The 22,179-nt window shown below is 59.0% G+C and carries 20 protein-coding genes and 2 rRNA genes (1 of these 22 only partly in view); 8 read left to right on the top strand and 14 right to left on the bottom strand.

From position 1 onward, the window contains the following. Together CFBP1590_RS16370 and rrf are read left to right on the top strand one after the other, a co-directional pair. A 23S ribosomal RNA gene (locus CFBP1590_RS16370) occupies window positions 1–506 on the top strand; it begins 2,387 nt to the left of the window's first position. 151 nt (window positions 507–657) lie between these two features. Beyond that, window positions 658–773, top strand: a 5S ribosomal RNA gene (gene rrf / locus CFBP1590_RS16365). A gap of 122 nt (window positions 774–895) precedes the next feature. Here rrf and queD read toward each other — a convergent pair. After that, window positions 896–1,252: a 6-carboxytetrahydropterin synthase QueD gene (gene queD / locus CFBP1590_RS16360; RefSeq protein WP_004884620.1), complete on the bottom strand. Its 357-nt coding sequence runs from the start codon at window positions 1,250–1,252 to the stop codon at window positions 896–898. 216 nt (window positions 1,253–1,468) lie between these two features. Between queD and CFBP1590_RS16355 the strand changes: the two genes are divergently transcribed. The 6 genes from CFBP1590_RS16355 (at window position 1,469) to CFBP1590_RS16330 (ending at window position 7,023) form a co-directional block, all read left to right on the top strand. Next, a complete protein-coding gene (locus CFBP1590_RS16355) occupies window positions 1,469–1,777 on the top strand; it encodes a PepSY domain-containing protein (protein WP_029241626.1) in 309 nt (102 codons plus the stop codon). Further along, window positions 1,777–2,082, top strand: coding sequence for a PepSY domain-containing protein (locus tag CFBP1590_RS16350; RefSeq protein WP_004884624.1), 306 nt, complete (start codon window positions 1,777–1,779; stop codon window positions 2,080–2,082). Before CFBP1590_RS16355 ends, CFBP1590_RS16350 begins: the two co-directional genes overlap by 1 nt. After that, a complete protein-coding gene (locus CFBP1590_RS16345) occupies window positions 2,082–2,750 on the top strand; it encodes a response regulator transcription factor (protein ID WP_029241627.1) in 669 nt (222 codons plus the stop codon). Before CFBP1590_RS16350 ends, CFBP1590_RS16345 begins: the two co-directional genes overlap by 1 nt. Continuing rightward, entirely contained in the window at window positions 2,747–4,069 is a 1,323-nt protein-coding gene (locus CFBP1590_RS16340; RefSeq protein ID WP_029241628.1) for a sensor histidine kinase, read from the top strand. The genes CFBP1590_RS16345 and CFBP1590_RS16340 overlap by 4 nt, the downstream gene beginning before the upstream one ends. A gap of 114 nt (window positions 4,070–4,183) precedes the next feature. After that, on the top strand, window positions 4,184–5,863 hold the full coding sequence (ctpM, locus tag CFBP1590_RS16335; RefSeq protein ID WP_088235509.1) for a methyl-accepting chemotaxis protein CtpM: 1,680 nt from the start codon (window positions 4,184–4,186) through the stop codon (window positions 5,861–5,863). A gap of 95 nt (window positions 5,864–5,958) precedes the next feature. Next, the gene (locus tag CFBP1590_RS16330) at window positions 5,959–7,023 is read left to right on the top strand and encodes an AI-2E family transporter (RefSeq protein WP_004884636.1); all 1,065 of its coding nucleotides are present in this window, start codon (window positions 5,959–5,961) and stop codon (window positions 7,021–7,023) included. A gap of 58 nt (window positions 7,024–7,081) precedes the next feature. Here CFBP1590_RS16330 and nuoN read toward each other — a convergent pair whose 3' ends face one another. The 13 genes from nuoN to CFBP1590_RS16265 all read right to left on the bottom strand — a co-directional run bounded on the left by nuoN (window position 7,082) and on the right by CFBP1590_RS16265 (window position 22,036). Continuing rightward, window positions 7,082–8,551: an NADH-quinone oxidoreductase subunit NuoN gene (gene nuoN / locus CFBP1590_RS16325; protein ID WP_004884637.1), complete on the bottom strand. Its 1,470-nt coding sequence runs from the start codon at window positions 8,549–8,551 to the stop codon at window positions 7,082–7,084. 7 nt (window positions 8,552–8,558) lie between these two features. Next, the gene (nuoM, locus tag CFBP1590_RS16320; protein ID WP_004884638.1) at window positions 8,559–10,091 is read right to left on the bottom strand and encodes an NADH-quinone oxidoreductase subunit M; all 1,533 of its coding nucleotides are present in this window, start codon (window positions 10,089–10,091) and stop codon (window positions 8,559–8,561) included. A gap of 39 nt (window positions 10,092–10,130) precedes the next feature. Further along, window positions 10,131–11,984 (bottom strand): NADH-quinone oxidoreductase subunit L, encoded by a 1,854-nt coding sequence (nuoL, locus tag CFBP1590_RS16315; protein WP_004884639.1) that lies wholly within the window; start codon window positions 11,982–11,984, stop codon window positions 10,131–10,133. Next, window positions 11,981–12,289: an NADH-quinone oxidoreductase subunit NuoK gene (gene nuoK, locus CFBP1590_RS16310; RefSeq protein ID WP_002554020.1), complete on the bottom strand. Its 309-nt coding sequence runs from the start codon at window positions 12,287–12,289 to the stop codon at window positions 11,981–11,983. Before nuoK ends, nuoL begins: the two co-directional genes overlap by 4 nt. Beyond that, entirely contained in the window at window positions 12,286–12,795 is a 510-nt protein-coding gene (gene nuoJ, locus CFBP1590_RS16305; protein WP_004884640.1) for an NADH-quinone oxidoreductase subunit J, read from the bottom strand. The genes nuoK and nuoJ overlap by 4 nt, the downstream gene beginning before the upstream one ends. 10 nt (window positions 12,796–12,805) lie before the next feature. Beyond that, complete coding sequence (gene nuoI / locus CFBP1590_RS16300) at window positions 12,806–13,354, bottom strand: NADH-quinone oxidoreductase subunit NuoI (RefSeq protein WP_043304515.1); 549 nt, start codon at window positions 13,352–13,354, stop codon at window positions 12,806–12,808. An 11-nt stretch (window positions 13,355–13,365) separates the two neighbouring features. Next, on the bottom strand, window positions 13,366–14,373 hold the full coding sequence (nuoH, locus tag CFBP1590_RS16295) for an NADH-quinone oxidoreductase subunit NuoH (protein WP_004884642.1): 1,008 nt from the start codon (window positions 14,371–14,373) through the stop codon (window positions 13,366–13,368). Beyond that, window positions 14,370–17,087, bottom strand: coding sequence for an NADH-quinone oxidoreductase subunit NuoG (gene nuoG, locus CFBP1590_RS16290; protein WP_088235508.1), 2,718 nt, complete (start codon window positions 17,085–17,087; stop codon window positions 14,370–14,372). The genes nuoH and nuoG overlap by 4 nt, the downstream gene beginning before the upstream one ends. 139 nt (window positions 17,088–17,226) lie before the next feature. After that, entirely contained in the window at window positions 17,227–18,585 is a 1,359-nt protein-coding gene (nuoF, locus tag CFBP1590_RS16285) for an NADH-quinone oxidoreductase subunit NuoF (protein WP_004884644.1), read from the bottom strand. Next, the gene (gene nuoE / locus CFBP1590_RS16280; protein ID WP_004884646.1) at window positions 18,582–19,079 is read right to left on the bottom strand and encodes an NADH-quinone oxidoreductase subunit NuoE; all 498 of its coding nucleotides are present in this window, start codon (window positions 19,077–19,079) and stop codon (window positions 18,582–18,584) included. Before nuoE ends, nuoF begins: the two co-directional genes overlap by 4 nt. Before the next feature lie 2 nt (window positions 19,080–19,081). Further along, a complete protein-coding gene (gene nuoC, locus CFBP1590_RS16275) occupies window positions 19,082–20,863 on the bottom strand; it encodes an NADH-quinone oxidoreductase subunit C/D (protein WP_004884655.1) in 1,782 nt (593 codons plus the stop codon). A gap of 74 nt (window positions 20,864–20,937) precedes the next feature. Next, window positions 20,938–21,612 (bottom strand): NuoB/complex I 20 kDa subunit family protein, encoded by a 675-nt coding sequence (locus CFBP1590_RS16270; RefSeq protein WP_004884656.1) that lies wholly within the window; start codon window positions 21,610–21,612, stop codon window positions 20,938–20,940. 10 nt (window positions 21,613–21,622) lie between these two features. Further along, window positions 21,623–22,036 carry an NADH-quinone oxidoreductase subunit A gene (locus tag CFBP1590_RS16265; protein ID WP_002554011.1) on the bottom strand — a complete coding sequence of 138 codons (414 nt, stop codon included), beginning with the start codon at window positions 22,034–22,036 and terminating at the stop codon, window positions 21,623–21,625. Window positions 22,037–22,179: the final 143 nt, after the last annotated feature.

The following is a 22,179-nucleotide window of genomic DNA, read 5'->3' as shown; positions in this document are numbered from 1 at the left end:
GGTTCTGTATGGAAGGGCCATCGCTCAACGGATAAAAGGTACTCCGGGGATAACAGGCTGATACCGCCCAAGAGTTCATATCGACGGCGGTGTTTGGCACCTCGATGTCGGCTCATCACATCCTGGGGCTGAAGCCGGTCCCAAGGGTATGGCTGTTCGCCATTTAAAGTGGTACGCGAGCTGGGTTTAGAACGTCGTGAGACAGTTCGGTCCCTATCTGCCGTGGACGTTTGAGATTTGAGAGGGGCTGCTCCTAGTACGAGAGGACCGGAGTGGACGAACCTCTGGTGTTCCGGTTGTCACGCCAGTGGCATTGCCGGGTAGCTATGTTCGGAAAAGATAACCGCTGAAAGCATCTAAGCGGGAAACTTGCCTCAAGATGAGATCTCACTGGAACCTTGAGTTCCCTGAAGGGCCGTCGAAGACTACGACGTTGATAGGTTGGGTGTGTAAGCGCTGTGAGGCGTTGAGCTAACCAATACTAATTGCCCGTGAGGCTTGACCATATAACACCCAAGCAATCTGCGACTCGAACGAGCACAGATTGCGGTGACTGTGAAGACGACACGAACCGAAAGTTTGCGTCACGAACGACACCGATATCACATACCCGATTTGCTGAATCGCGCCGCACGGCACGCTTCGGTACCCGAATTTCTTGACGACCATAGAGCATTGGAACCACCTGATCCCATCCCGAACTCAGCAGTGAAACGATGCATCGCCGATGGTAGTGTGGGGTTTCCCCATGTGAGAGTAGGTCATCGTCAAGATTAAATTCCAGAACCCCTCATCGCTCACGCGGTGAGGGGTTTTGTTTTTGGGGGCTGAAAATATCTCTGACGTCTCTATGTTCAGGGCAAAAAAAACCACCTGTTCAAGGTGGTTTTTGATATCACTCTCCGCGGTACTCACACCCGCTTGTGCAGGTTTCGTGAATACGAACCGCCGAGAGTTCAGGTAGAAGAGGCTTCAATTCATTCCAGATCCATTTCGCCAGATTCTCGCTGGTCGGATTTTCAAGGCCCGGGATGTCATTGAGGTAGTTGTGATCGAGGCGCTCGTACAAAGGCTTGAAGATCGCCTTGATTTCAGAGAAGTCCCGTATCCATCCCGTGTGCGGATCTACCTTGCCTGCCAGGTGAATGCCCACGCGAAAGGAATGCCCATGCAAGCGCCCACACTTGTGGCCTTCCGGTACGTGTGGGAGGCGGTGGGCTGACTCAAATGTAAACTCTTTAAAGATTTCCAAAATGTATTAGCTCTAGGAAAATGGCGATCGCTGATGCGACAAATGCAGTACGCGAGTTTAACAGCAATGGTTTGAAACTCCATGATCGCGGAGAGGTAAGGGCGGTTTGAACGCCTCAAGGTGATGGCTCCTAGCCATAAGTGTTCAGTTTGAATTAAGTTCCCGGCGTTATGATGGTTGCCATAAAAGCATCGGCCGCCATGGAGCCTTCCAATAATGAAAATGCCGATCACATTCTTGACTGCTTTAGCGCTTTCAATGACTGCCTGTATGATCCACGCACGCAACATTGATCCCGACGAGGTCTTGCGACTGAGCAGTGCGGGGACGCTTCAGCCTTACGAACACCTTGATGCCCAGGCACTGTCCACGCATCCAGGCGCCAATATCATCGACACAGAGCTGAAGAACCAGTACGGCAGGTATGTTTACAAAGTCGAGCTGCTGGACGCTAAAAACGTTGAGTGGGACGTCGAAATAGATGCCGTCACAGGTCACGTCTTCCGGAATCATCAGGATAATTAATGAATGTCGACAAGCCTCTCTGCGCAATCCTTGGTTTGAGCCTGGTTTGTTCCTTTGCGTATGCCAGAGATCTGAATCAGGATGAAGCCCTAAGGCTGAGACAGCAGGGCGTCATCTTGCCTCTTGAGCAGTTCATCGAGCATGCATTGGGCCTTCACCCGGGCTCCAAGCTGCTCGAGGCCGAGCTTGAAGAAAAGCATGATGTATACGTGTACGAATTCGAATTGCTGACCCCGCAGGGCGTTGTTCGTGAGCTGAAATTTGACGCTCGCGATAGCCGACTGCTGAAAGACGAGGAAGATTGATGCGGCTGTTACTGGTTGAAGACCACGTACCCCTGGCGGATGAACTCATCGCCGCACTCGGGCGGCAAGGCTACGCGGTTGACTGGTTGGCCGATGGACGTGATGCGGTCTATCAGGGGGCCAGCGAGCCTTATGATCTCATCGTTCTTGATTTGGGTTTGCCCGGCATGCCTGGCCTTGAGGTACTTGAGCAATGGCGAAGCGGTGGACTTGCCATTCCGGTGCTCATACTCACTGCTCGTGGATCCTGGTCCGAGCGCATCGAGGGGCTTAAAGCCGGCGCAGATGACTACCTGACCAAGCCCTTCCATCCTGAAGAACTTCAGCTGCGCATTCAGGCGCTGTTGCGCCGTTCTCACGGGCTTGCCAACCATTCCACGCTGGAATCGGCAGGCCTGAAGCTGGACGAGGGGCGGCAATCCGTATCGCTTGATGGTGCTGATATCCAGCTAACGTCGGCCGAGTTTCGTTTGCTGCGTTACTTCATGCTTCATCCCGAGCAGATCCTCTCCAAGAGCCATCTTTCCGAGCACTTGTACGATGGTGAAAACGAACGCGATTCCAATGTGATCGAGGTGCACGTCAACCACCTGCGTCGCAAGCTGGGACGAGGCGTGATCGAAACGCGACGTGGTCAGGGCTATGTATATGGTGGGGCAGGCGGTTGAAGTCCATACAGCGGCGGTTGAGCCTGGGCCTGATCGCCGTCATGGTCGTCGTGGGACTGGTCATGGCGCAAACCAGCCTCTGGCTCTTCGAACTGGGCCTGCAGCGCTATCTGGAATCGGGTCTGCGTAACGAAAGCGAGAACCTGCTCGTCGCGCTGGTTCGCGGACCTGCAGGTCTGCAACTGGATGATCATCGTCTTTCAGGGGCCTATCAGCGTCCACTGTCTGGACACTACTTCCGTATGGATCTGCCGCAAGGTCACTGGCGGTCTCGTTCGCTGTGGGATTTCGAATTGCCCGAGTCAGGTCCTGTCGGTTTGCATGCCAATTTCGAACTGGGCCAGACAGGTCAGTCGTTGCTGATGCTGACTGCGGAATACCGAAAGTTCGGTAAGAAGATCACGATCACCGTGGCTCAGGACTACACGCCGGTCAAAGCCAGTTTCCGCCGAATGCAGCAGATCGGTCTGGGGCTGGGGCTTGCCGCATTGATACTGGTTCTGGTGCTGCAGCGTGTGACTGTCTTCAGAGCGTTAAGGCCGCTGGAAACCGTTCGTGAACAGATTTCGCAACTTCAGCAAGGTCAGCGCTCACAGCTGGACGAACATGTGCCGCTGGAGCTTGAGCCGCTGGTTGCCCAGATCAACCATCTGCTCGCCCACACCGAAGACAGCCTCAAACGCTCGCGCAATGCGCTGGGTAACCTGGGGCATGCGCTCAAGACCCCTTTGGCGGTGCTGCTCAGTCTTGCGTTGAGTGAGCAGCTCGACCACAACCCGGCGCTGCGCAAGACGCTTCAGGAACAGCTTGAAAACATTCGACTGCGTCTGGAACGCGAGCTCAACCGCGCCCGGCTTTCCGGTGACGCGCTGCCTGGCGCGCGCTTTGATTGCGACGCCGAGTTGCCCGGACTTTTCTCCACGCTAGGCATGATTCACGGCGGTCATCTGGACCTGGTCAACAAGGTGCAAGGTGGCATGTATTTGCCCTGGGACCGGGAAGACATTCTCGAGTTGCTGGGTAACCTGTTGGATAACGCCTGCAAGTGGGCGGACAGCGAGGTGCAACTGGATATCCTGCGTCAGGATCAGGGCTTCCGTTTGCTGATTGACGATGATGGTCCCGGTATTCCGGAGTCTCGACGCGCAGAGGTGTTCAGCCGGGGCGCCCGTCTGGATGAGCAGATCACCGGGCACGGTCTCGGTCTGGGTATCGTTCGTGACATCGTGGAGGCCTGGGGTGGCCAGCTCCAGTTGCTCGACAGCCCGCTGCATGGACTGCGGGTACAGATCGATCTTCCCGAGCGAACCGCCCCTTGAAGCGTCTTCAGCTCAACCTGACAGAAAATCAGGACAGGTCTTAATGTTCAGACACGGCCGCCGATAACAGAGAGGTATACCTGACTTTATAAAAATAACCATAAGGCCAATCCTATGCGTCTTAGTCTGAAAGCCAAGGTGCTGTCACTGGCGATACTGCCGGTTCTGATGTTCGGGCTGGTGATCAGTGCGACCACAGTGTTCATGTTGCACCAGCAGGCTGACCGAGAAGTCAGCGACACGCGAGAGCGCTTGCTCTCCGAGGCCAAGACCACTCTGCAAAACTACGTCGCCATTGCGATGACTGCCATCAAACCCCTTTACGAGGCGTCCGCTCCCGGTGACGAAACCGCGAGGGCCACGGCCATCAAGCTGCTCTCCGCAGTCTCCTACGGCAAGGATGGCTATCTCTTCGGTTACGATTCCCAGGTCATCCGTATTTTCAGAAGTACCAATCCCGACGGTCTGGGCAAGAGCTTCAATGACGTGCGCGATCCGAATGGGGTCTACCTCAATCGCGAACTGGTTGCCGTCGGCAAGGCGGGTACCCATTACGTGATGTATTCCTCGGCGCTGCCCGGCAAGACCGAACCAGTGCCCAAGATCGGTTACACCGAGTACCTGCCCAAATGGGACCTGGTGGTAGGCTCTGCGGTCAATCTGGACGGCATCGATGCTCAGGTTGCCGTCGTCAGGCAGAACGTTGAAGCGCGCCTGCAGGAGATGCTCTACAGCATCCTCGGCATCACTTTGCTGGTCCTGGTGGTCATCAGCATCGCCGGCATGCTGCTGACCGGCACGTTGTTGCGTCCGTTGCGCCTGATGAAGGACAACCTTGATGACATCGCAGCGGGTGAAGGTGACCTGACACGTCGTCTGGCGGTGACCAGCAACGATGAACTGGGTGAGCTTGCTACGTCTTTCAACCGTTTCGTGGACAAGATCCATGGGATGGTTCGGCAGGTCACTGAAATGACCGGGCAGTTGAATGGGCTGGTGAGTGAAGTGTCGTCACAGGCTCAGCGTTCAGAGAGCGCAATGGAGCGTCAGCGCCACGAGACCGATCAAGTGGCCACCGCCATCAACGAGATGTCAGCCGCCGCACAAGAGGTCGCCAAGAGCGCGCAGGGCGCTTCGGTGGCCGCGCAACAGACCGATGAGCAGGGGCGCACCGCCAAGCGTGTCGTCGATGGCAGTATTCGGCAGATTCACGCACTGGTGGACGACATCCGCAAGAGCGGTACATCGCTGGACAGCCTGCAGCAGGACGTTTCCTCGATTGTCAGTGTGCTCGGTGTGATTCGCTCCATTGCCGAGCAGACCAATCTGCTGGCCCTCAATGCCGCCATCGAGGCTGCAAGAGCAGGGGAAGCGGGTCGTGGCTTTGCCGTGGTGGCAGATGAGGTGCGAGCGCTTGCCAGCCGCACTCAGCAGAGCACGCAGGAAATCCAGGGGATGATCGACCGTCTGCAGCACGGTACACAGGAAGCCGTCTCGGCCATGCGCCGCTCCAGCGAAGCGGGTGACGGGACGTCGACCCAGGCCAACGAGGCCGGGCTATCGCTGAGCACGATAGGCGAGCTGATTGCGACCATCAATTCGATGAACGCTCAAATCGCCAGTGCGGCTGAAGAACAGACGGCCGTGGCGGAAGAAATCAATCGCAGTGTCCACCAGATCGCCGGAGCGGTCGAAAGTGTGGCGGACGAAACCCGGCAAAGTGCGCAGACGTCGCGCAGTCTTGCTGAACTGGGTTCACGTCTGGGTGGACTGGTGGGCCAATTTCGGGTTTGACCCGGCTGTCATCGTTTCCCATGGCACTCGTACGTTTGTCCGCTGACTAACAGCTAGACCGCGCGCAATGCGCGGTCTAATGACATGGACTGGACATGAACGAAACCGTACAGCAATACAAGACACTACTTCTGCTACTGGTGGGGGTGACCATCGCCTTCATCTGGATTCTGCTGCCGTTCTACGGCGCGGTATTCTGGGCCGTTATCCTCGGCATCATCTTTGCGCCGCTTCAGCGCAGGCTGTTGCTTCGATTTGGCTGGTCACGCAACCTGACATCCCTGTGCACGCTGATGATCTGTCTGGTCATCGCGATTCTGCCGGTGATCATCATCAGTGCGTTGCTGGTTCAGGAAGGCACCACGCTCTATAAAAACGTCGAGACCGGGCAACTGGATATCGCGGGCTATCTGGCTGAATTCAAGACCCTGTTGCCGCACTCGCTGCAGGCGTTGCTTGACCGGCTTGGCATGGGCGACCTTGAGGGACTGCGTGACAAGATCGCCAAAGGCGCTATGCAGGGCAGCCAGTATCTGGCGACTCAGGCCTTCAGTTTCGGGCAAGGAACCTTCGATTTTGTGGTGAGCTTTTTCATCATGCTCTACCTGCTCTACTTCTTTCTGCGCGACGGTCACGAACTGGTTCGCAAGATGCGCAACGCGGTTCCGCTGGCCGAGCAGCAGAAGCGTCGTCTGCAGCTCAAATTCACCCGTGTCGTGCGTGCAACGGTCAAAGGCAACGTGGTCGTGGCTGTGACGCAGGGCGCGCTGGGCGGGTTCATCTTCTGGGCGCTGGATATCCCGAGCGCGTTGCTCTGGGCCGTCATCATGGCCTTTTTGTCTTTGCTGCCAGCGGTGGGGGCGGGGATCGTCTGGGCACCTGTGGCGTTGTACTTCCTGCTCAGTGGCATGATCTGGCAGGGCGTTGTGCTGGGTCTTTTCGGCGTGTTTGTCATTGGCCTGGTAGACAACGTGCTACGTCCGATTCTGGTCGGCAAGGACACCAAGATGCCGGACTACCTGATTCTGATCTCTACGCTGGGCGGGATGTCGGTATTCGGTCTGAATGGCTTTGTGATCGGTCCATTGATTGCAGCGCTGTTCATCTCCACCTGGGGCCTGTTCAGCGGTGCGAAGAAACCGGTTCGATTGCCGGGATAGGTTTATTGAAGGCGAAAAAAAACCCTGCTCGATAGCAGGGTTTTTTATGTTCAGGCAATCAGCCCGGCATGTGGATGCCTGCGTTGACCACCAGATCCAGCAACGGTTGCGGGTAGACACCCAGCACGAAGGTCAGGATCGCCACGGCCAGCAGCATCACGCCACCGGTTCGCTGCGCCCAGTTGAAGGCTGCGTCGTGACGCGGCAGCTTGGCATCGACCAGGTACATCGTGACCATGACGCGCAGGTAGTAGAACAGGCCAATGGCGCTGCCCAGTACCAGTGCACCGACCAGCCACCACAGTTGGGACTCGACACCCGTCGCGATCATGTAGAACTTGCCGATGAAGCCAGCCGTCAGTGGAATACCCGCCAGCGACAACAGCATCAGGGTCATGACAGCGGTCAGGTACGGGCGACGCCAGAACAGACCACGGTACTCAAACATCGCATCGGCATCGCGACCGCTGTAAGGCGACGACATCATGGTGATCACACCGAAGCTGCCCAGGGAGGTCAGCACGTAAGTCGCCAGATAAACGCCGATGGCTTCGACCGCCATGCCTTTGCTGGCAACCAAGGCGATCATCAGGTAACCGAAGTGCGCGATGGAGGAGTAACCCAGCAGACGCTTGAGGTTGGTCTGAGTCAGTGCCAGCAGGTTACCGACCAGAATCGAGGCCACTGCGATGACTGCCAGCACGTCCTGCAGAACGCCACTGCTCGCGGCCGGCGAGATCTGGAACAGACGCACCAGTACGGCGAACACCGCGACCTTGCTGGCGGTGGCCAGGAAAGCAGCAACCGGAGCCGGAGCACCTTCGTAGACGTCTGGCGTCCAGAGGTGGAAGGGCACGAGCGACAGCTTGAATGCCAGGCCGACCAGCATCATCGCCAGACCCAGGCTGGCAATCGGGCTCGGCATGCCGGTCGCAGCGATGGCCTTGCCGATACCTTCGAAGCTCAGCGAGCCTGCTTCTGCGTACAGCAACGCCATACCGAACAGCAGGAAGGCCGAACCCGCAGCCGACAGCACCATGTACTTGATGCCGCCTTCCAGCGAGCGCTTGTTGAAGAAGGCATAGGCCACCAGACCGTAGACCGGCACCGACAACAGCTCCAGACCGATGAACAGGCCAGCCAGATGCTGAGCGCTTACCAGAACCAGGCCGCCAGCGGCTGCCAGCAGGATCAGCAGGTAGAGTTCTTCGCGGTTGCCCGGATACCCGACCTTGGCGTCGCCCAGATAGGCGTGCGCCATGGTGACGCAGGCCAGGGTAGAAGCGAGGATGATCGCCATGTACAGGCAGGCGAAGTTGTCGATCTGCAGCAGCGGTGTAACCGCCAGTGGGGCGACTTTCAAGGCCGGGTAAATGGAAAGCAGGGCCAGGTTCAGACCCGCTACCGAAAGCAGAAAGGTTTGCGAGTGATTGCGGCGCCACGCGATTGCCAGCATCACCACAACGATGGTGAGGCTGGTAATCAGCAGCGGCGCAAGCGCAATAAAGTGTTGAATCGTCAGGTCCATAGCGCTCTTACCGGGCCGAAGCGAGTTGAGTGAAGGCAGTGCCTAGCCATTGCTGCACGCCGTGCATGGTCGCTGCCGAGGTGTCGAGGATCGGCTGCGGGAAGACCCCGAGCACGATCAGCAACACGGCAAGGCCCAGCACCATGATCATTTCCCGTCCATCCATGCCCTTGAGAATCTCGTCCGATTTGGACGGGCCGAAATAGGCGCGGTGGATCATGATCAGCGAGTAGACAGAACCGAATACCAGACCGGAAGTGGCAATGGCCGTGACCCATGGCGAGCTGACAAAACTGCCCAGCAGGATCAGGAACTCACCGACGAAGTTACCGGTGCCCGGCAGACCCAGAGAGGCGGCTGCAAAAAACAGGCTGATGGCCGGCAGGTAGGCGATGCGCGACCAGAGGCCACCCATCTCGCGCATGTCACGCGTGTGCAGGCGCTCGTACAACTGACCACTGAGGATAAACAGCGCAGCGGCCGACAGACCATGCGCCAGCATCTGTACGACGACGCCTTGCAGCGCCTGCTGGCTGCCGGAGTAGATGCCGATCAGCACGAAACCCATGTGCGAGACGCTGGAAAACGCGATCAGACGCTTGATGTCGGTCTGTGCAAAAGCCAGGAAGGCGCCGTAGAAGATGCCGACCAGACCGAGCGTCATTGCGATCGGCGCGAACTCTGCCGAGGCATTCGGGAACAGGGGCAGCGCGAAACGCAGCAGGCCGTAGGCAGCAGTCTTCAGCAGGATACCCGCCAGATCGACGGAACCCGCTGTCGGCGCCTGGGCGTGTGCATCCGGCAGCCATGAGTGGAACGGCACGACCGGCAGCTTCACCGCGAACGCGATGAAGAAGCCCAGCATCAGAATGTACTCGGTACCCGGTGCCAGCTTGGTTTTCAACAGGTCGGCGTAAGCGAAGGTGATCACGCCGGTCTGATTGAAGTGCACCAGCACCAGACCCAGAATCGCCACCAGCATGATCAGACCGCTGGCCTGAGTGAAGATGAAGAACTTGGTCGCAGCGTAAATACGTGTCTTCTTGCCGTCTGCCGAGCTGTGACCCCAGAGCGCGATGAGGAAGTACATCGGCACCAGCATCATTTCCCAGAAGAAGAAGAACATGAACAGGTCGATGGCGAGGAACACGCCAACCACACCACCCAGGATCCACATCAGGTTCAGGTGGAAGAAGCCCACCTTGCGCTGAATCTCTTTCCAGGAGCAGAGCACCGACAGTACGCCGAGCAGGCCGGTCAGCAGAATCATCAGCAACGACAGGCCATCAAGCGCCAGGTGTACGTCGATGCCGAAACGTGTGATCCACGGCTGGTGGAATTCCAGGGTCCAGGTCGGATCCGCGCCGGGCACCGGCGCGTAGCCGAAGTTGCCGGTGGCCCAGAGCCAGAGGCCCAGGGCCAGTTCGAGGGTCATGGTCAGCAGCGCGATCCAGCGCGGCAGGGTAGGGCCGAAGCGCTCACCCAGCCAGCACAGCAGGCCGCCGATAAAGGGGATCAGGATTAGCCAAGGCAGAATCATGACGGGCTCAATTCCTTTCGCAAATTCGCAAGGTTCATGTCAGACCGCAACCAGAATGACGGCACCGAGTACCAGAACGGCACCCACGGCAATCGAGGCAGCATACCAACGCAGCTGGCCGGTCTCGGTACGGCTCATGGTGTCATGACCGCCTTTGACCAGACGTGGGATCAAGCCGATGGTGCGGTCGAACGGATCGCTACGCAGCAGATGACTGATCGCCAGATAAGGTTTGACGAAGAGCTTGTCGTAGATCCAGTCGAAGCCCCAGGCAGCGAACCACCAGGCTGACAGGAAACGGCCGGGACCGCTGTTGGCAATGGCCGTCACCAGACGACGCTTGCCCAGGAACAGCAGTGCCGCCAGCAGGATGCCCGCCAGTGCGATGGCACCCGAGGCGATTTCCAGGCTGTGCTTGGCTTCGCCACCGGCATGACCGACGCTTTGCGGCAGTACACCGGCCAGCGGAGGCGTGATCAGCGCGCCGATGAAGGTCGACAGCACGATCAGCACCGACAGAGGCAGCCAGTGAGCGATGCCGTGACCCGCGTGTGCCTCGGTCTTGGCTTCACCATGGAACGCGATGAAGATCAGGCGGAAGGTGTACAGCGAGGTCATGAACGCACCGACCAGACCGGCGTACAACAGACCGTTGTTACCGCTGGCGAACGCTTCCCAGAGGATTTCGTCCTTGGAGTAGAAACCGGCGGTCAGCAGCGGCAGGGCAGACAGAGCGGCGCCACCGACAATGAAGCTGGCGTAGGCCAGTGGTAGTTTCTTCCACAGGCCGCCCATCTTGAAGATGTTCTGCTCGTGGTGGCAGGCAACGATCACGGCACCCGATGCGAGGAACAGCAGCGCCTTGAAGAACGCGTGCGTCATCAGGTGGAAGATCGCGCCTTCCCATGCGCCGACGCCCAGTGCCAGGAACATGTAGCCGATCTGGCTCATGGTCGAGTAGGCGAGGATACGTTTGATATCGGTCTGCACCAGCGCTGCGAAACCCGCCAGTACCAGAGTGACGCCACCGACGATGCCGACCAGATGCAGAATGTCCGGAGCCAGAGCAAACAGGCCGTGGGTACGTGCGATCAGGTAGACACCGGCCGTTACCATGGTTGCGGCGTGGATCAGTGCCGAAACCGGGGTAGGACCGGCCATCGCGTCCGCCAGCCAGGTCTGCAGTGGCAGCTGTGCGGACTTACCGACAGCACCACCGAGCAGCATCAGCGTCGCCAGTACGATCCAGAAGTCACCAACCTTGAAGTGCTCCGGCGCCCTTACCAGCAGCTCCTGAACGTTCAGCGTACCCAGTTGCTGGAACAGGATGAACAGGCCGATGGCCATGAACACGTCGCCGATGCGGGTCACGATGAACGCTTTGAGGGCTGCGTTGCCGTTGTTGCGGTTGCTGTAATAGAAACCGATCAACAGGTAACTGCACAGGCCTACGCCTTCCCAACCGAAGTAGATGAACAGCAGGTTGTCGCCCAGGATCAGGAACAACATGCTGGCAATGAACAGGTTGGTGTAGGAGAAGAAGCGCGAGTAGCCCGCTTCACCGCGCATGTACCAGGACGCGAACAGGTGGATCAGGAAGCCTACGCCGACCACGACACCCAGCATCGTGACGGACAGGCCGTCCAGATACAGCGCGAAGTTGGGCTGGAAGCCATCCACATCCATCCAGCGCCACAGCACCTGGGTGTAATGACCACCTTCCGGCGGCGCGACATTGAACTGCCAGATGACCCAGGCCGCAACGATGGCCGAGAGCCCGATGGAGCCCACGCCGATCAGCGCTGCCAGGTTTTCCGAAATGCGACCGCGTGAAAACGACAGCAGCAGGAAACCGATGAGGGGAAATACAAAAGTCAGAAAGAGAAGATTCATCCGCGCATCTCACTGGCAGCGTCGATATCGAGCGTGTGGAAGCGGCGATACAGTTGCATCAGGATCGCCAGGCCAATACTGGCCTCGGCGGCTGCAAGGCTGATCACCAGGATGAACATGACCTGTCCATCCGGCTGCGCCCAGCGGCTGCCGGCAACGACGAACGCCAGAGCGGAGGCGTTCATCATGATCTCGAGGCTCATCAACACGAAGAGAATGTTACGTCGCACCATCAGGCCGACCAGGCCGAGGCAGAACAGGACACCGGCAACCGCCAGACCGTGTTCCAGAGGGATAGCATTCATTGGCTTGGCTCCTTCGCCTCGTTGCGGCCCAGGTGGAATGCCGTGACTGCAGCTGCAAGCAGCAGCATCGAGGCAAGTTCCACGACGAGCAGATAAGGCCCGAACAGGCTGATACCGACCGCCTTGGCGTCGACCGTGGTGTGACCGATGGCAGCGCCGGTCTGGTTGGCGAACAGCACATACAGCAGCTCTGCCAGCAACAACACGCCGAGGATGACCGGACCGAGCCAGATACCCGGCTTCAGCCAGGTACGTTCCTGCTCGACCGAGGCCGGGCCAAGGTTGAGCATCATGACCACGAACACGAACAGCACCATGATCGCGCCAGCGTAGGCGATGACTTCCAGAACACCGGCGAACGGTGCGCCAAGACTGAAGAACGTCATGGCGACGGCGATCAGCGAAATGATCAGGTAGAGCAGGGCGTGCACCGGATTCGTGTTCGTGATCACCCGCAGGGTGGACACGACAGCGATACCGGATGCGAAATAGAAAGCGAATTCCATCTTTACTTCCTTAAGGCAGCAAGCTCTTGACGTTGATCGGCTCGGCTTCGTTCTGCGCGGAGCCCTTGGGCTTGCCGGCAACGGCCATGCCCGCAACGCGGTAGAAGTTGTAGTCGGGGTTCTTGCCGGGGCCGGAGATCAGCAGATCTTCCTTCTCGTACACCAGATCCTGACGTTTGAAGTCGGCCATCTCGAAGTCCGGCGTAAGCTGGATTGCGGTGGTCGGGCAGGCTTCTTCACACAAACCGCAGAAAATGCAGCGTGAGAAGTTGATGCGGAAGAAGTCCGGATACCAGCGGCCATCCTCTTTCTCCGCCTTCTGCAACGAAATGCAGCCCACCGGGCAGGCTACTGCGCACAGGTTGCAGGCCACGCAGCGCTCTTCACCATCGGGGTCGCGCGTCAGGACAATACGGCCACGGTAGCGGGGCGGCAGGTAAACCTGCTCCTCGGGGTATTGCAGGGTGTCGCGTTTGCGGAAGCCGTGACCGAACACCATCACCATGCTGCGCAGTTGGGTACCAGTACCCTTAACGATGTCGCCAATATATTTGAACATGGGTCAAATCCTCACTGAACCGAGCCTGCCGGTGTGTTCAACAACACAATCGCAGCTGTCACCAGCAAATTGATCAGGGTCAGCGGCAGACAGAATTTCCAGCTGAAGTCCATGACCTGGTCATAACGTGGGCGCGGAATGGAAGCGCGCAACAGAATGAACAGCATGATGAAGAACGCGGTTTTCAAGGCGAACCAGAAGAAGGCCAGCGATGGCAGGATATCGAACGGGCCGTGCCAGCCGCCGAAGAACAGGGTCACCAGCAACGCCGAGATCAGAATGATGCCGATGTATTCGCCAACGAAGAACATGCCCCATTTCATGCCGGCATATTCGATGTGGTAGCCGTCGGCCAGTTCCTGCTCGGCTTCCGGCTGGTCGAATGGGTGACGGTGAGTCACTGCCACGCCTGCGATGAAAAACGTACAGAAGCCGAAGAACTGCGGAATGATGAACCACAGGTTCTGCGCCTGATATTCGACGATGTCGCGCATGTTGAACGAGCCGACCTGTACCACGATGCCCATCAGCGCCAGGCCCATGAACACTTCGTAGGACACGGTCTGCGCCGAGGCACGCAAGCTGCCCAGCAGGGCGAACTTGTTATTGCTCGACCAGCCAGCGAACAGCACCGCATACACCGAGAGACCGGCCATGGCGAAGAAGAACAGCAGGCCGATGTTCAGATCCGCCACGCCCCAGGTTGGGGTGATCGGGATCACGGCGAACGCGATCAGCAGGGCACTCATGGCCACGACCGGTGCCAGGGTGAAGATCACCTTGTCGGCGAACGGAGGCGTCCAGTCTTCCTTGAAGAACATTTTCAGCATGTCGGCAGCGATCTGGAACATGCCGAACGGGCCGACGCGGTTCGGACCGTAACGGTCCTGCCACCAGCCCAGCAGGCGACGTTCCACGAAACTGAGCAACGCACCGCAGACAACGACGGCCAGCAACACCACGATGGCCTTGACGACCGCGATGATTGCGTCAATCACTTCAGGGGTGAACCAGGTCATTGCGCTGCCTCCTGCAGACCGTCAACGGATTTGCCGAACACTGCCGGAGGAATGCCCGGCAGACCTGCCGGCAGTGCAACCAGACCGGCGCCGAGTTCTTCGTTGATGCGCAGCGGCAACTTCAGAGTCTGACCCGCGACATTGAGCGAGATCAGCGCACCTTCGTTGACGCCCAGACGATCCGCTTCCGACTTGGCCAGTGCCACGTAGGCCTGTGGAATGCGCTCTTGAACCGGTGCGGCCAGAGACGAGGTTTCGTCGCTGCCGAACAGGTGGAAGAACGGCACAACCTGCCAGGTGCCACGCTCTGGTGCAAAAGCACGAGGAACGCTGGCGAACCAGGACAGACCATCGCCCTTGCTTTCGATCAGGCGTGTGCCCGGGTCGCCAGCACGCAGATGACCGCCGACTTCGTCCTGGAACTTGTTCCAGGCCTGTGGCGAGTTCCAGCCCGGAGACCAGGCGAACGGCACTTGCTGGCGCGGCTCGGCAGAACCCGAATAACCTTCCATGGAGAAGGCAAACGCGGTGTCCTTGTCTTGCGAGGTACGCGGTTCATGAACGCTGATGTTGGCGCGCATGGAAGTACGACCACTGTAACGCAGGGGCTCGCGAGCCAGTTTCAGGCCCTTGATACGGAACGATGCCGATGGCGCAGCGTTGACGATACCAGCCAGTTGCGCGGAGCTGCTGGCGCAGGCTTCGGTGACATGGTCGAGTTGTGTCCAGTCCACCGGCTTGTTGAGCAGGGTCGCACGCAGGGCATGCAGCCAGCGCCAGCCTTCATGGATCATGATGCTGGCATCCAGGTAGGTCGGATCGAACACCTGGAAGAAGCGCTGGGCACGGCCTTCCTGGCTGACCAGCGTACCGTCGCCTTCGGCGAAGCTGGCAGCGGGCAGAACCAGATGGGCACGATCGGAAGTCGGCGTTTTCTGATGATCGGCAACGATCACCACTTTCGCGGCGCTCAGTGCAGCGTCAACCAGCGAGGCATCGACGCGGCGGTACAGGTCGTTTTCCAGCACCACGATCGCATCGGCCTTGCCGGAAATGACAGCGTGCAGCGCAGCGTCAACCGACTCACCGCCGAACATGGCCAGACCCATGCTGTTGGCTTCCGGCACGATCAGACTGATGGAGCCCTGCTTGTCGCGCAGCTTCAAGGCCTTGGCGATGTTCGCGGCAGCTTCGATCAATGCGGTCGAACCCAGCGAGCTGCCGGAAATGATCAGTGGGCGTTTGGCTGCAAGCAGGGCGTCGGCGATGCGTTGCGCCAGTTCCAGCGCTTCGCTGTCCAGGCCTTCGACCGCCGGCGCGCTGGCGTCCAGTGCGTGGGCAACGGCGAAACCGATACGCGCCAGATCATCCGGGGCGGCGTGTACACATTCTTCTGCGACATCGTCGAGACGCGTCTCGGCAAGGCTGGCGATGAACAGCGGGTTCAGCTCGTGCTGACCAATGTTCTTCACGGCAGCGTCGAGCCATGGCTGGACTTTCATGGCGGCAGCCATGTCTTCCGCCTTGCCTTTGACGGCCTGACGCAGACCCAGTGCCATACGGGCAGCGGTCTGGGTCAGGTCTTCGCCCAGGACGAAGATGGCGTCGTGATCTTCGATGTCACGCAGGGTCGGAACCGGCAGCGGGCTGTCGTTCAGAACCTTGAGGATCAGACGGATACGCTCCAGCTCACCGGCCTCGATGCCGCTGTAGTAGTGCTCGGCACCCACCAGTTCGCGCAGGGCATGGTTGCTTTCCAGGCTGGCGCGTGGCGAGCCGATGCCCACGATGTTTCGCCCGCGCAGCAGATCGGCCGCCTTGTCCAGTGCTTCGTCCAGGCTCAGTTTGACCTGACCGTTGGCGAGCAGTGGCTGGCGAGGACGATCCTTGCGGTTGACGTAGCCATAGCCGAAGCGGCCACGGTCGCACAGGAAATACTGGTTCACGGAACCGTTGTAGCGGTTCTCGATGCGGCGCAATTCGCCATAACGCTCGCCCGGGCTGATGTTGCAACCGCTGGAGCAGCCATGGCATATGCTTGGCGAGAACTGCATGTCCCACTTGCGGTTGTAGCGCTCGGAGTGGGTCTTGTCGGTGAACACACCGGTCGGGCAGACCTCGGTGAGGTTGCCGGAGAATTCACTTTCCAGCGTGCCGTCTTCAACGCGACCGAAGTAGACGTTGTCGTGTGCGCCGTAAACGCCCAGATCCGTGCCGCCCGCGTAGTCCTTGTAGAAACGGACGCAGCGATAGCAGGCAATGCAGCGATTCATCTCGTGCGCGATGAACGGCCCCAGTTCCTGGTTCTGGTGGGTGCGTTTGGTGAAGCGATAACGGCGCTCGTTGTGGCCGGTCATCACTGTCATGTCTTGCAGGTGGCAATGACCGCCTTCTTCGCAGACCGGGCAGTCGTGCGGGTGGTTGGTCATCAGCCATTCGACGACACTGGCGCGGAACGCCTTGGATTCATCGTCTTCGATGGAAATCCAGGTGTTGTCGGTGGCTGGCGTCATGCAGGACATCACGATACGACCACGCGTGTCGTTCTCGTCGGTGTACTGCTTGACCGCACATTGGCGACAGGCGCCAACGCTGCCCAGGGCAGGGTGCCAGCAGAAATAGGGGATATCGAGGCCCAGCGACAGGCAAGCCTGTAGCAGGTTGTCTGCGCCATCGACTTCGAGGGCTTTGCCGTCTACGTGGATAGTAGCCATGGTTCAAAGATCTTCGTTGGCCCGTTGTCAGCAGGCGTGGCTAATGGAATCTCGGTAGTACCTGCAGCGTTCAGCCCGTCAGGGCGTCAGCAGGTACGAGGACGGCGGCCTTGAAAAGTCCGCCGTCCGGTGTGTCTTGTTATGCGCCGACCATGGTCGGACTTTTGCCGGGTGTCAGCGTGTCAGGTCGTGCGGGTGCGATTCCGGCTTCGAATTCGGACCGGAAGTATTTGATCGCACTGCCCAGCGGTTCGACGGCTCCTGGTGCGTGTGCACAGAAGGTCTTGCCAGGGCCGAGGAAATTGACCAGGCCCAGCAGGGTTTCGATATCGCCCGGCTGGCCCTGACCGTTCTCGATCGCACGCAGCATCTTCACGCTCCATGGCAGACCGTCGCGGCATGGCGTACAGAACCCGCAGGATTCCTGAGCGAAAAACTCTTCCATGTTGCGCAGCAGCGAAACCATGTTCACCGAGTCGTCGACCGCCATGGCCAAACCGGTACCCATCCGCGTACCGACCTTGGCGATGCCGCCGGCGTACATCTGAGCGTCGAGGTGTTCAGGCAGCAGGAAACCGGTACCGGCGCCGCCTGGCTGCCAGCACTTGAGCTTGAAGCCGTCGCGCATGCCACCGGCGTAGTCTTCGAACAGCTCGCGGGCCTGTACGCCGAATGGCAGTTCCCACAGGCCAGGGTTCTTGACCTTGCCGGAGAAGCCCATCAGCTTGGTGCCATGGTCTTCGCTGCCTTCGCGGGCGAGCGACTTGTACCAGTCGTTACCGTTGTTGACGATGGCCGGCACGTTGCACAGGGTTTCAACGTTGTTCACGCAGGTCGGCTTGCCCCAGACACCCACGGCAGCGGGGAAGGGCGGCTTGGAACGCGGGTTGGCGCGACGGCCTTCCAGGGAGTTGATCAGTGCTGTTTCTTCACCACAGATGTAGCGACCGGCACCGGTGTGCACGAACAGTTCGAAATCAAAGCCCGTGCCCAGAATGTTCTTGCCCAGCAGACCCGCTGCCTTGGCTTCCGCCACGGCGCGGTTCAGGTGTTTGGCCGCAGTAACGTATTCGCCACGCAGGAAGATGTAACCGCGATAGGCTTTCAGTGCCTTGGCGCTGATCAGCATGCCCTCGACCAGCAGATGGGGCAGTTGCTCCATCAACATGCGGTCCTTCCAGGTGTTGGGCTCCATTTCGTCCGCGTTGCACAGCAGGTAGCGGATGTTCATGGATTCGTCTTTGGGCATCAGGCCCCACTTCACGCCAGTGGGGAAGCCTGCGCCGCCGCGACCCTTGAGGCCGGAGTCCTTGACTGACTGGACGATTTCGTCGGCTGACTGCTGCAGCAGCGCCTTGCGCGCTGCCGCGTAGCCATCCTTGGTCTGGTACTCGTCAAGCCACACCGGCTCGCCGTCGTCACGCAGACGCCAGGTCAGCGGATGAGTTTCTGCGGTGCGCGCAATGCGGTTCGCAGGGCCGAAGGACGTGATGGTCATAGGTAACCCTCCAGCATCTTGGCAACGCCAGCAGGCTGTACGTCACCGAAAGTATCGTCATCGACCATCACGGCCGGGGCCTTGTCGCAGTTGCCCAGGCAGCAGACGGGCAGCAGGGTGAAGCGGCCGTCTTCGGTGGTTTGACCCAGACCGATGCCGAGCGAAGTCTTGATCTCGTCGACCACTGACTCGTGGCCGCCGATGAAGCACACCATGCTGTTGCAGACACGAATGATGTGGCGTCCGACCGGCTGACGGAAAATCTGGCTGTAGAAAGTGGCCACGCCTTCGACGTCGCTGGCAGGAATGCCCAGCAGATCGCCAATGGCGTAGATCGCACCGTCCGGCACCCAGCCACGTTCCTTCTGAACGATCTTCAGGGCTTCGATGGACGCCGCGCGCGGGTCCTCGTAGTGATGCATTTCGTGCTCGATGGCCGAGCGCTCTGTTTCGCTCAGCGCGAAACGGTCTGTCTGGATAAGCGGGCTGTTCATGCTTAGCGGTCCACGTCGGCCATAACGAAATCGATACTACCCAGGTACGCGATCAAGTCCGCGACCATGCTGCCTTTGATCACCGAAGGGATCTGCTGCAGGTGCGGGAAGCTTGGGGTGCGGATCCGGGTACGGTAGCTCATGGTGCCGCCGTCGCTCGTCAGGTAATAACTGTTGATACCCTTGGTCGCTTCGATCATCTGGAAGGATTCGTTGGCCGGCATCACCGGGCCCCACGAAACCTGCAGGAAGTGCGTGATCAGGGTTTCGATGTGCTGCAGGGTGCGCTCTTTGGGCGGCGGCGTGGTCAGCGGATGATCAGCCTTGTACGGGCCGGCCGGCATGTTGCGCATGCACTGGTCGATGATCTTGATGCTCTGGCGCATTTCTTCCACGCGCACCATGCAACGGTCGTAGGCATCACCATGGACAGCCAGCGGGACTTCGAACTCGAAGTTCTCGTAGCCCGAATAAGGACGGGCCTTGCGCAGGTCGAAGTCCAAGCCGGTGGCACGCAGGCTTGGGCCGGTAACGCCCCAGTCCAGCGCTTCTTTGGTGTTGTAGGCAGCGACGCCAACGGTACGGCCCTTGAGGATGCTGTTCTGCAATGCCGCCTTGGTGTATTCGTCGAGGCGCTTTGGCAGCCAGTCCACGAAGTCCTTGACCAGTTTTTCCCAGCCGCGTGGCAGGTCGTGTGCAACACCGCCGATGCGATACCAGGCCGGGTGCAGACGGAAACCGGTAATGGCTTCGATCACCGTGTACGCCTTCTGACGGTCGGTGAAGGTGAAGAACACCGGGGTCATCGCGCCCACGTCCTGGATATAGGTACCCAGGAACAGCAAGTGGCTGGTGATACGGAAGAATTCGGCCATCATGATACGAATCACGTTGACGCGATCTGGCACGGTGATCCCGGCCAGTTTCTCGACCGAAAGCACGTACGGCAGGTTGTTCATCACCCCGCCCAGATAATCGATGCGGTCGGTGTAAGGGATGTAGCTGTGCCAGGACTGGCGTTCGCCCATTTTCTCGGCACCACGGTGGTGATAGCCGATGTCCGGGACGCAGTCGACGATTTCTTCGCCGTCCAGCTGCAGGATGATACGGAACGCACCGTGGGCCGAAGGGTGGTTCGGGCCCAGGTTGAGGAACATATAGTCCTCGTTCTTGCCGGAACGCTTCATGCCCCAGGCTTCCGGATTGAAGCGCGCGGCTTCTTCTTCCAGTTGCTGTTTGGCGAGCGTCAGGCTGTAGGGATCGAATTCGGTCGCGCGCGCGGGGAAATCCTTGCGCAGCGGGTGACCTTCCCAGGTCGGCGGCATCATGATGCGGGTCAGGTGCGGGTGGCCCGGGAAATCGATCCCGAACATGTCCCACACTTCACGCTCGTACCAGTTGGCGTTTGGCCAGATACCGGTGACGGTCGGCACGCTCAGGTCGCCTTCCGACAGCGCTACCTTGAGCATGACGTCGCTGTTACGTTCTATCGACATCAGGTGATAGAACACAGTGAAGTCGGCGCCCGGCAGTCCGCGGCGGTGAGTGCGCAGGCGCTCGTCCACGCCATGCAGGTCGTAGAGCATGGAATAGGGCTTGGACACCTGACGCAGGAACGTCAGGATTTCCACCAGTCGGGCGCGCTCGACCCACAGCACAGGCATGCCGGTGCGGGTCGTCTGGGCCGTGAAGGCCTCGGCGCCAAAACGGTTATTCAGTTCAACGACGACGTCTTGGTCGTCAGCCTTGTAAGGCGGGATGTACAGAGCGTTGTCTGCAGTCATAGGTCTCAATCACTTCGGTCAACGTACAGAATCAACCCCGGTTCCTGTCTTTTTTATAAGAAGAACGGGCTGGATCAGACTTCGTCGGGGCTGCGCAGGTTGGTGACCTGAATACGCTGTTCGCGGCGCTGTTCCTTTTGCGACGGCATGTCGGCGCGATAGACGCCTTGATCACCGACGACCCAGGAAAGTGGGCGACGCTCCTGGCCGATGGATTCCTGCAACAGCATCAGGCCTTGCAGGAATGCCTCGGGGCGGGGCGGGCAGCCGGGCACGTAGACATCCACGGGGAGGAACTTGTCCACACCTTGAACCACGGAATAGATGTCGTACATGCCACCGGAGTTGGCACAGGCGCCCATGGAAATGACCCATTTCGGTTCAAGCATCTGTTCGTACAGACGCTGAATGATGGGTGCCATCTTCAGGAAAGGCGTACCGGCGATTACCATGAAATCCGCCTGACGTGGCGAAGCCCGGATAACCTCGGCGCCAAAGCGCGCGATGTCGTGAGGAGCCGTGAAGGCGGTGGTCATTTCCACGTAGCAGCACGACAGGCCGAAGTTGTAAGGCCACAGGGAGTTTTTCCGCCCCCAGTTGACCGCACCGTTCAGCACGTCTTCAAGCTTGCCCATGAAAATGTTTTTGTGGACTTGATCTTCTAACGGATCGGAAACGGTTTCCCGCTTGCCGATGGGGTACTGCTCGTTAGGAGCGTCCGGGTCGATCCTTGTAAGGTTGTATTGCATCGCCAAAGCCTCATTGTTTCAGCTTCGCTTGCCGGTTACGGCGACCTTCAGGAGCCCAATCAAGTGCTCCAACCCGCCATAGGTAGACAAGACCTGCCAACAGAATTGCTATGAAAACGAGAGCTTCGACGAATCCGGTCCAGCCGCTTTCGCGGACGGACACAGACCAGGCAAAGAGAAAAAGGGCTTCAATGTCAAAGATCACGAAAAGCATCGCGACCAGATAGAATTTTGCGGAGAGACGCAGACGCGCGCTGCCGGTAGGCAACATGCCGGATTCGAAAGGTTCGTTCTTGCTGCGGCCCCACGCCTTGCTTCCGAGCAGGCTGGAGAGACCGAGCATGAAGGCGCAAAGGCCGACAACACCCAAAAGGAAAATGGCGAAGCCCCAGTTGTGGGCAATCAATCCTGTCGATTCGGGCATGCTGGCAGTCCTTGTTAGAGAGCAAAGGTCTCTGTGCTTGATAAAGAGTCGAGGCAGTGACGAAATGTCGCAGAGCAGTCAACGCGATGATTTTATGTGCAAACAGTTGGCAAGTAAATTTTCTACATCAAATTTATTCAACG

Origin of the sequence: Pseudomonas viridiflava (genome assembly GCF_900184295.1) — a bacterium.
GTDB lineage: Bacteria > Pseudomonadota > Gammaproteobacteria > Pseudomonadales > Pseudomonadaceae > Aquipseudomonas > Aquipseudomonas viridiflava.
Note: the sequence above shows the minus strand (reverse complement) of the source record. Positions and strands in the feature narration are given on the sequence as shown.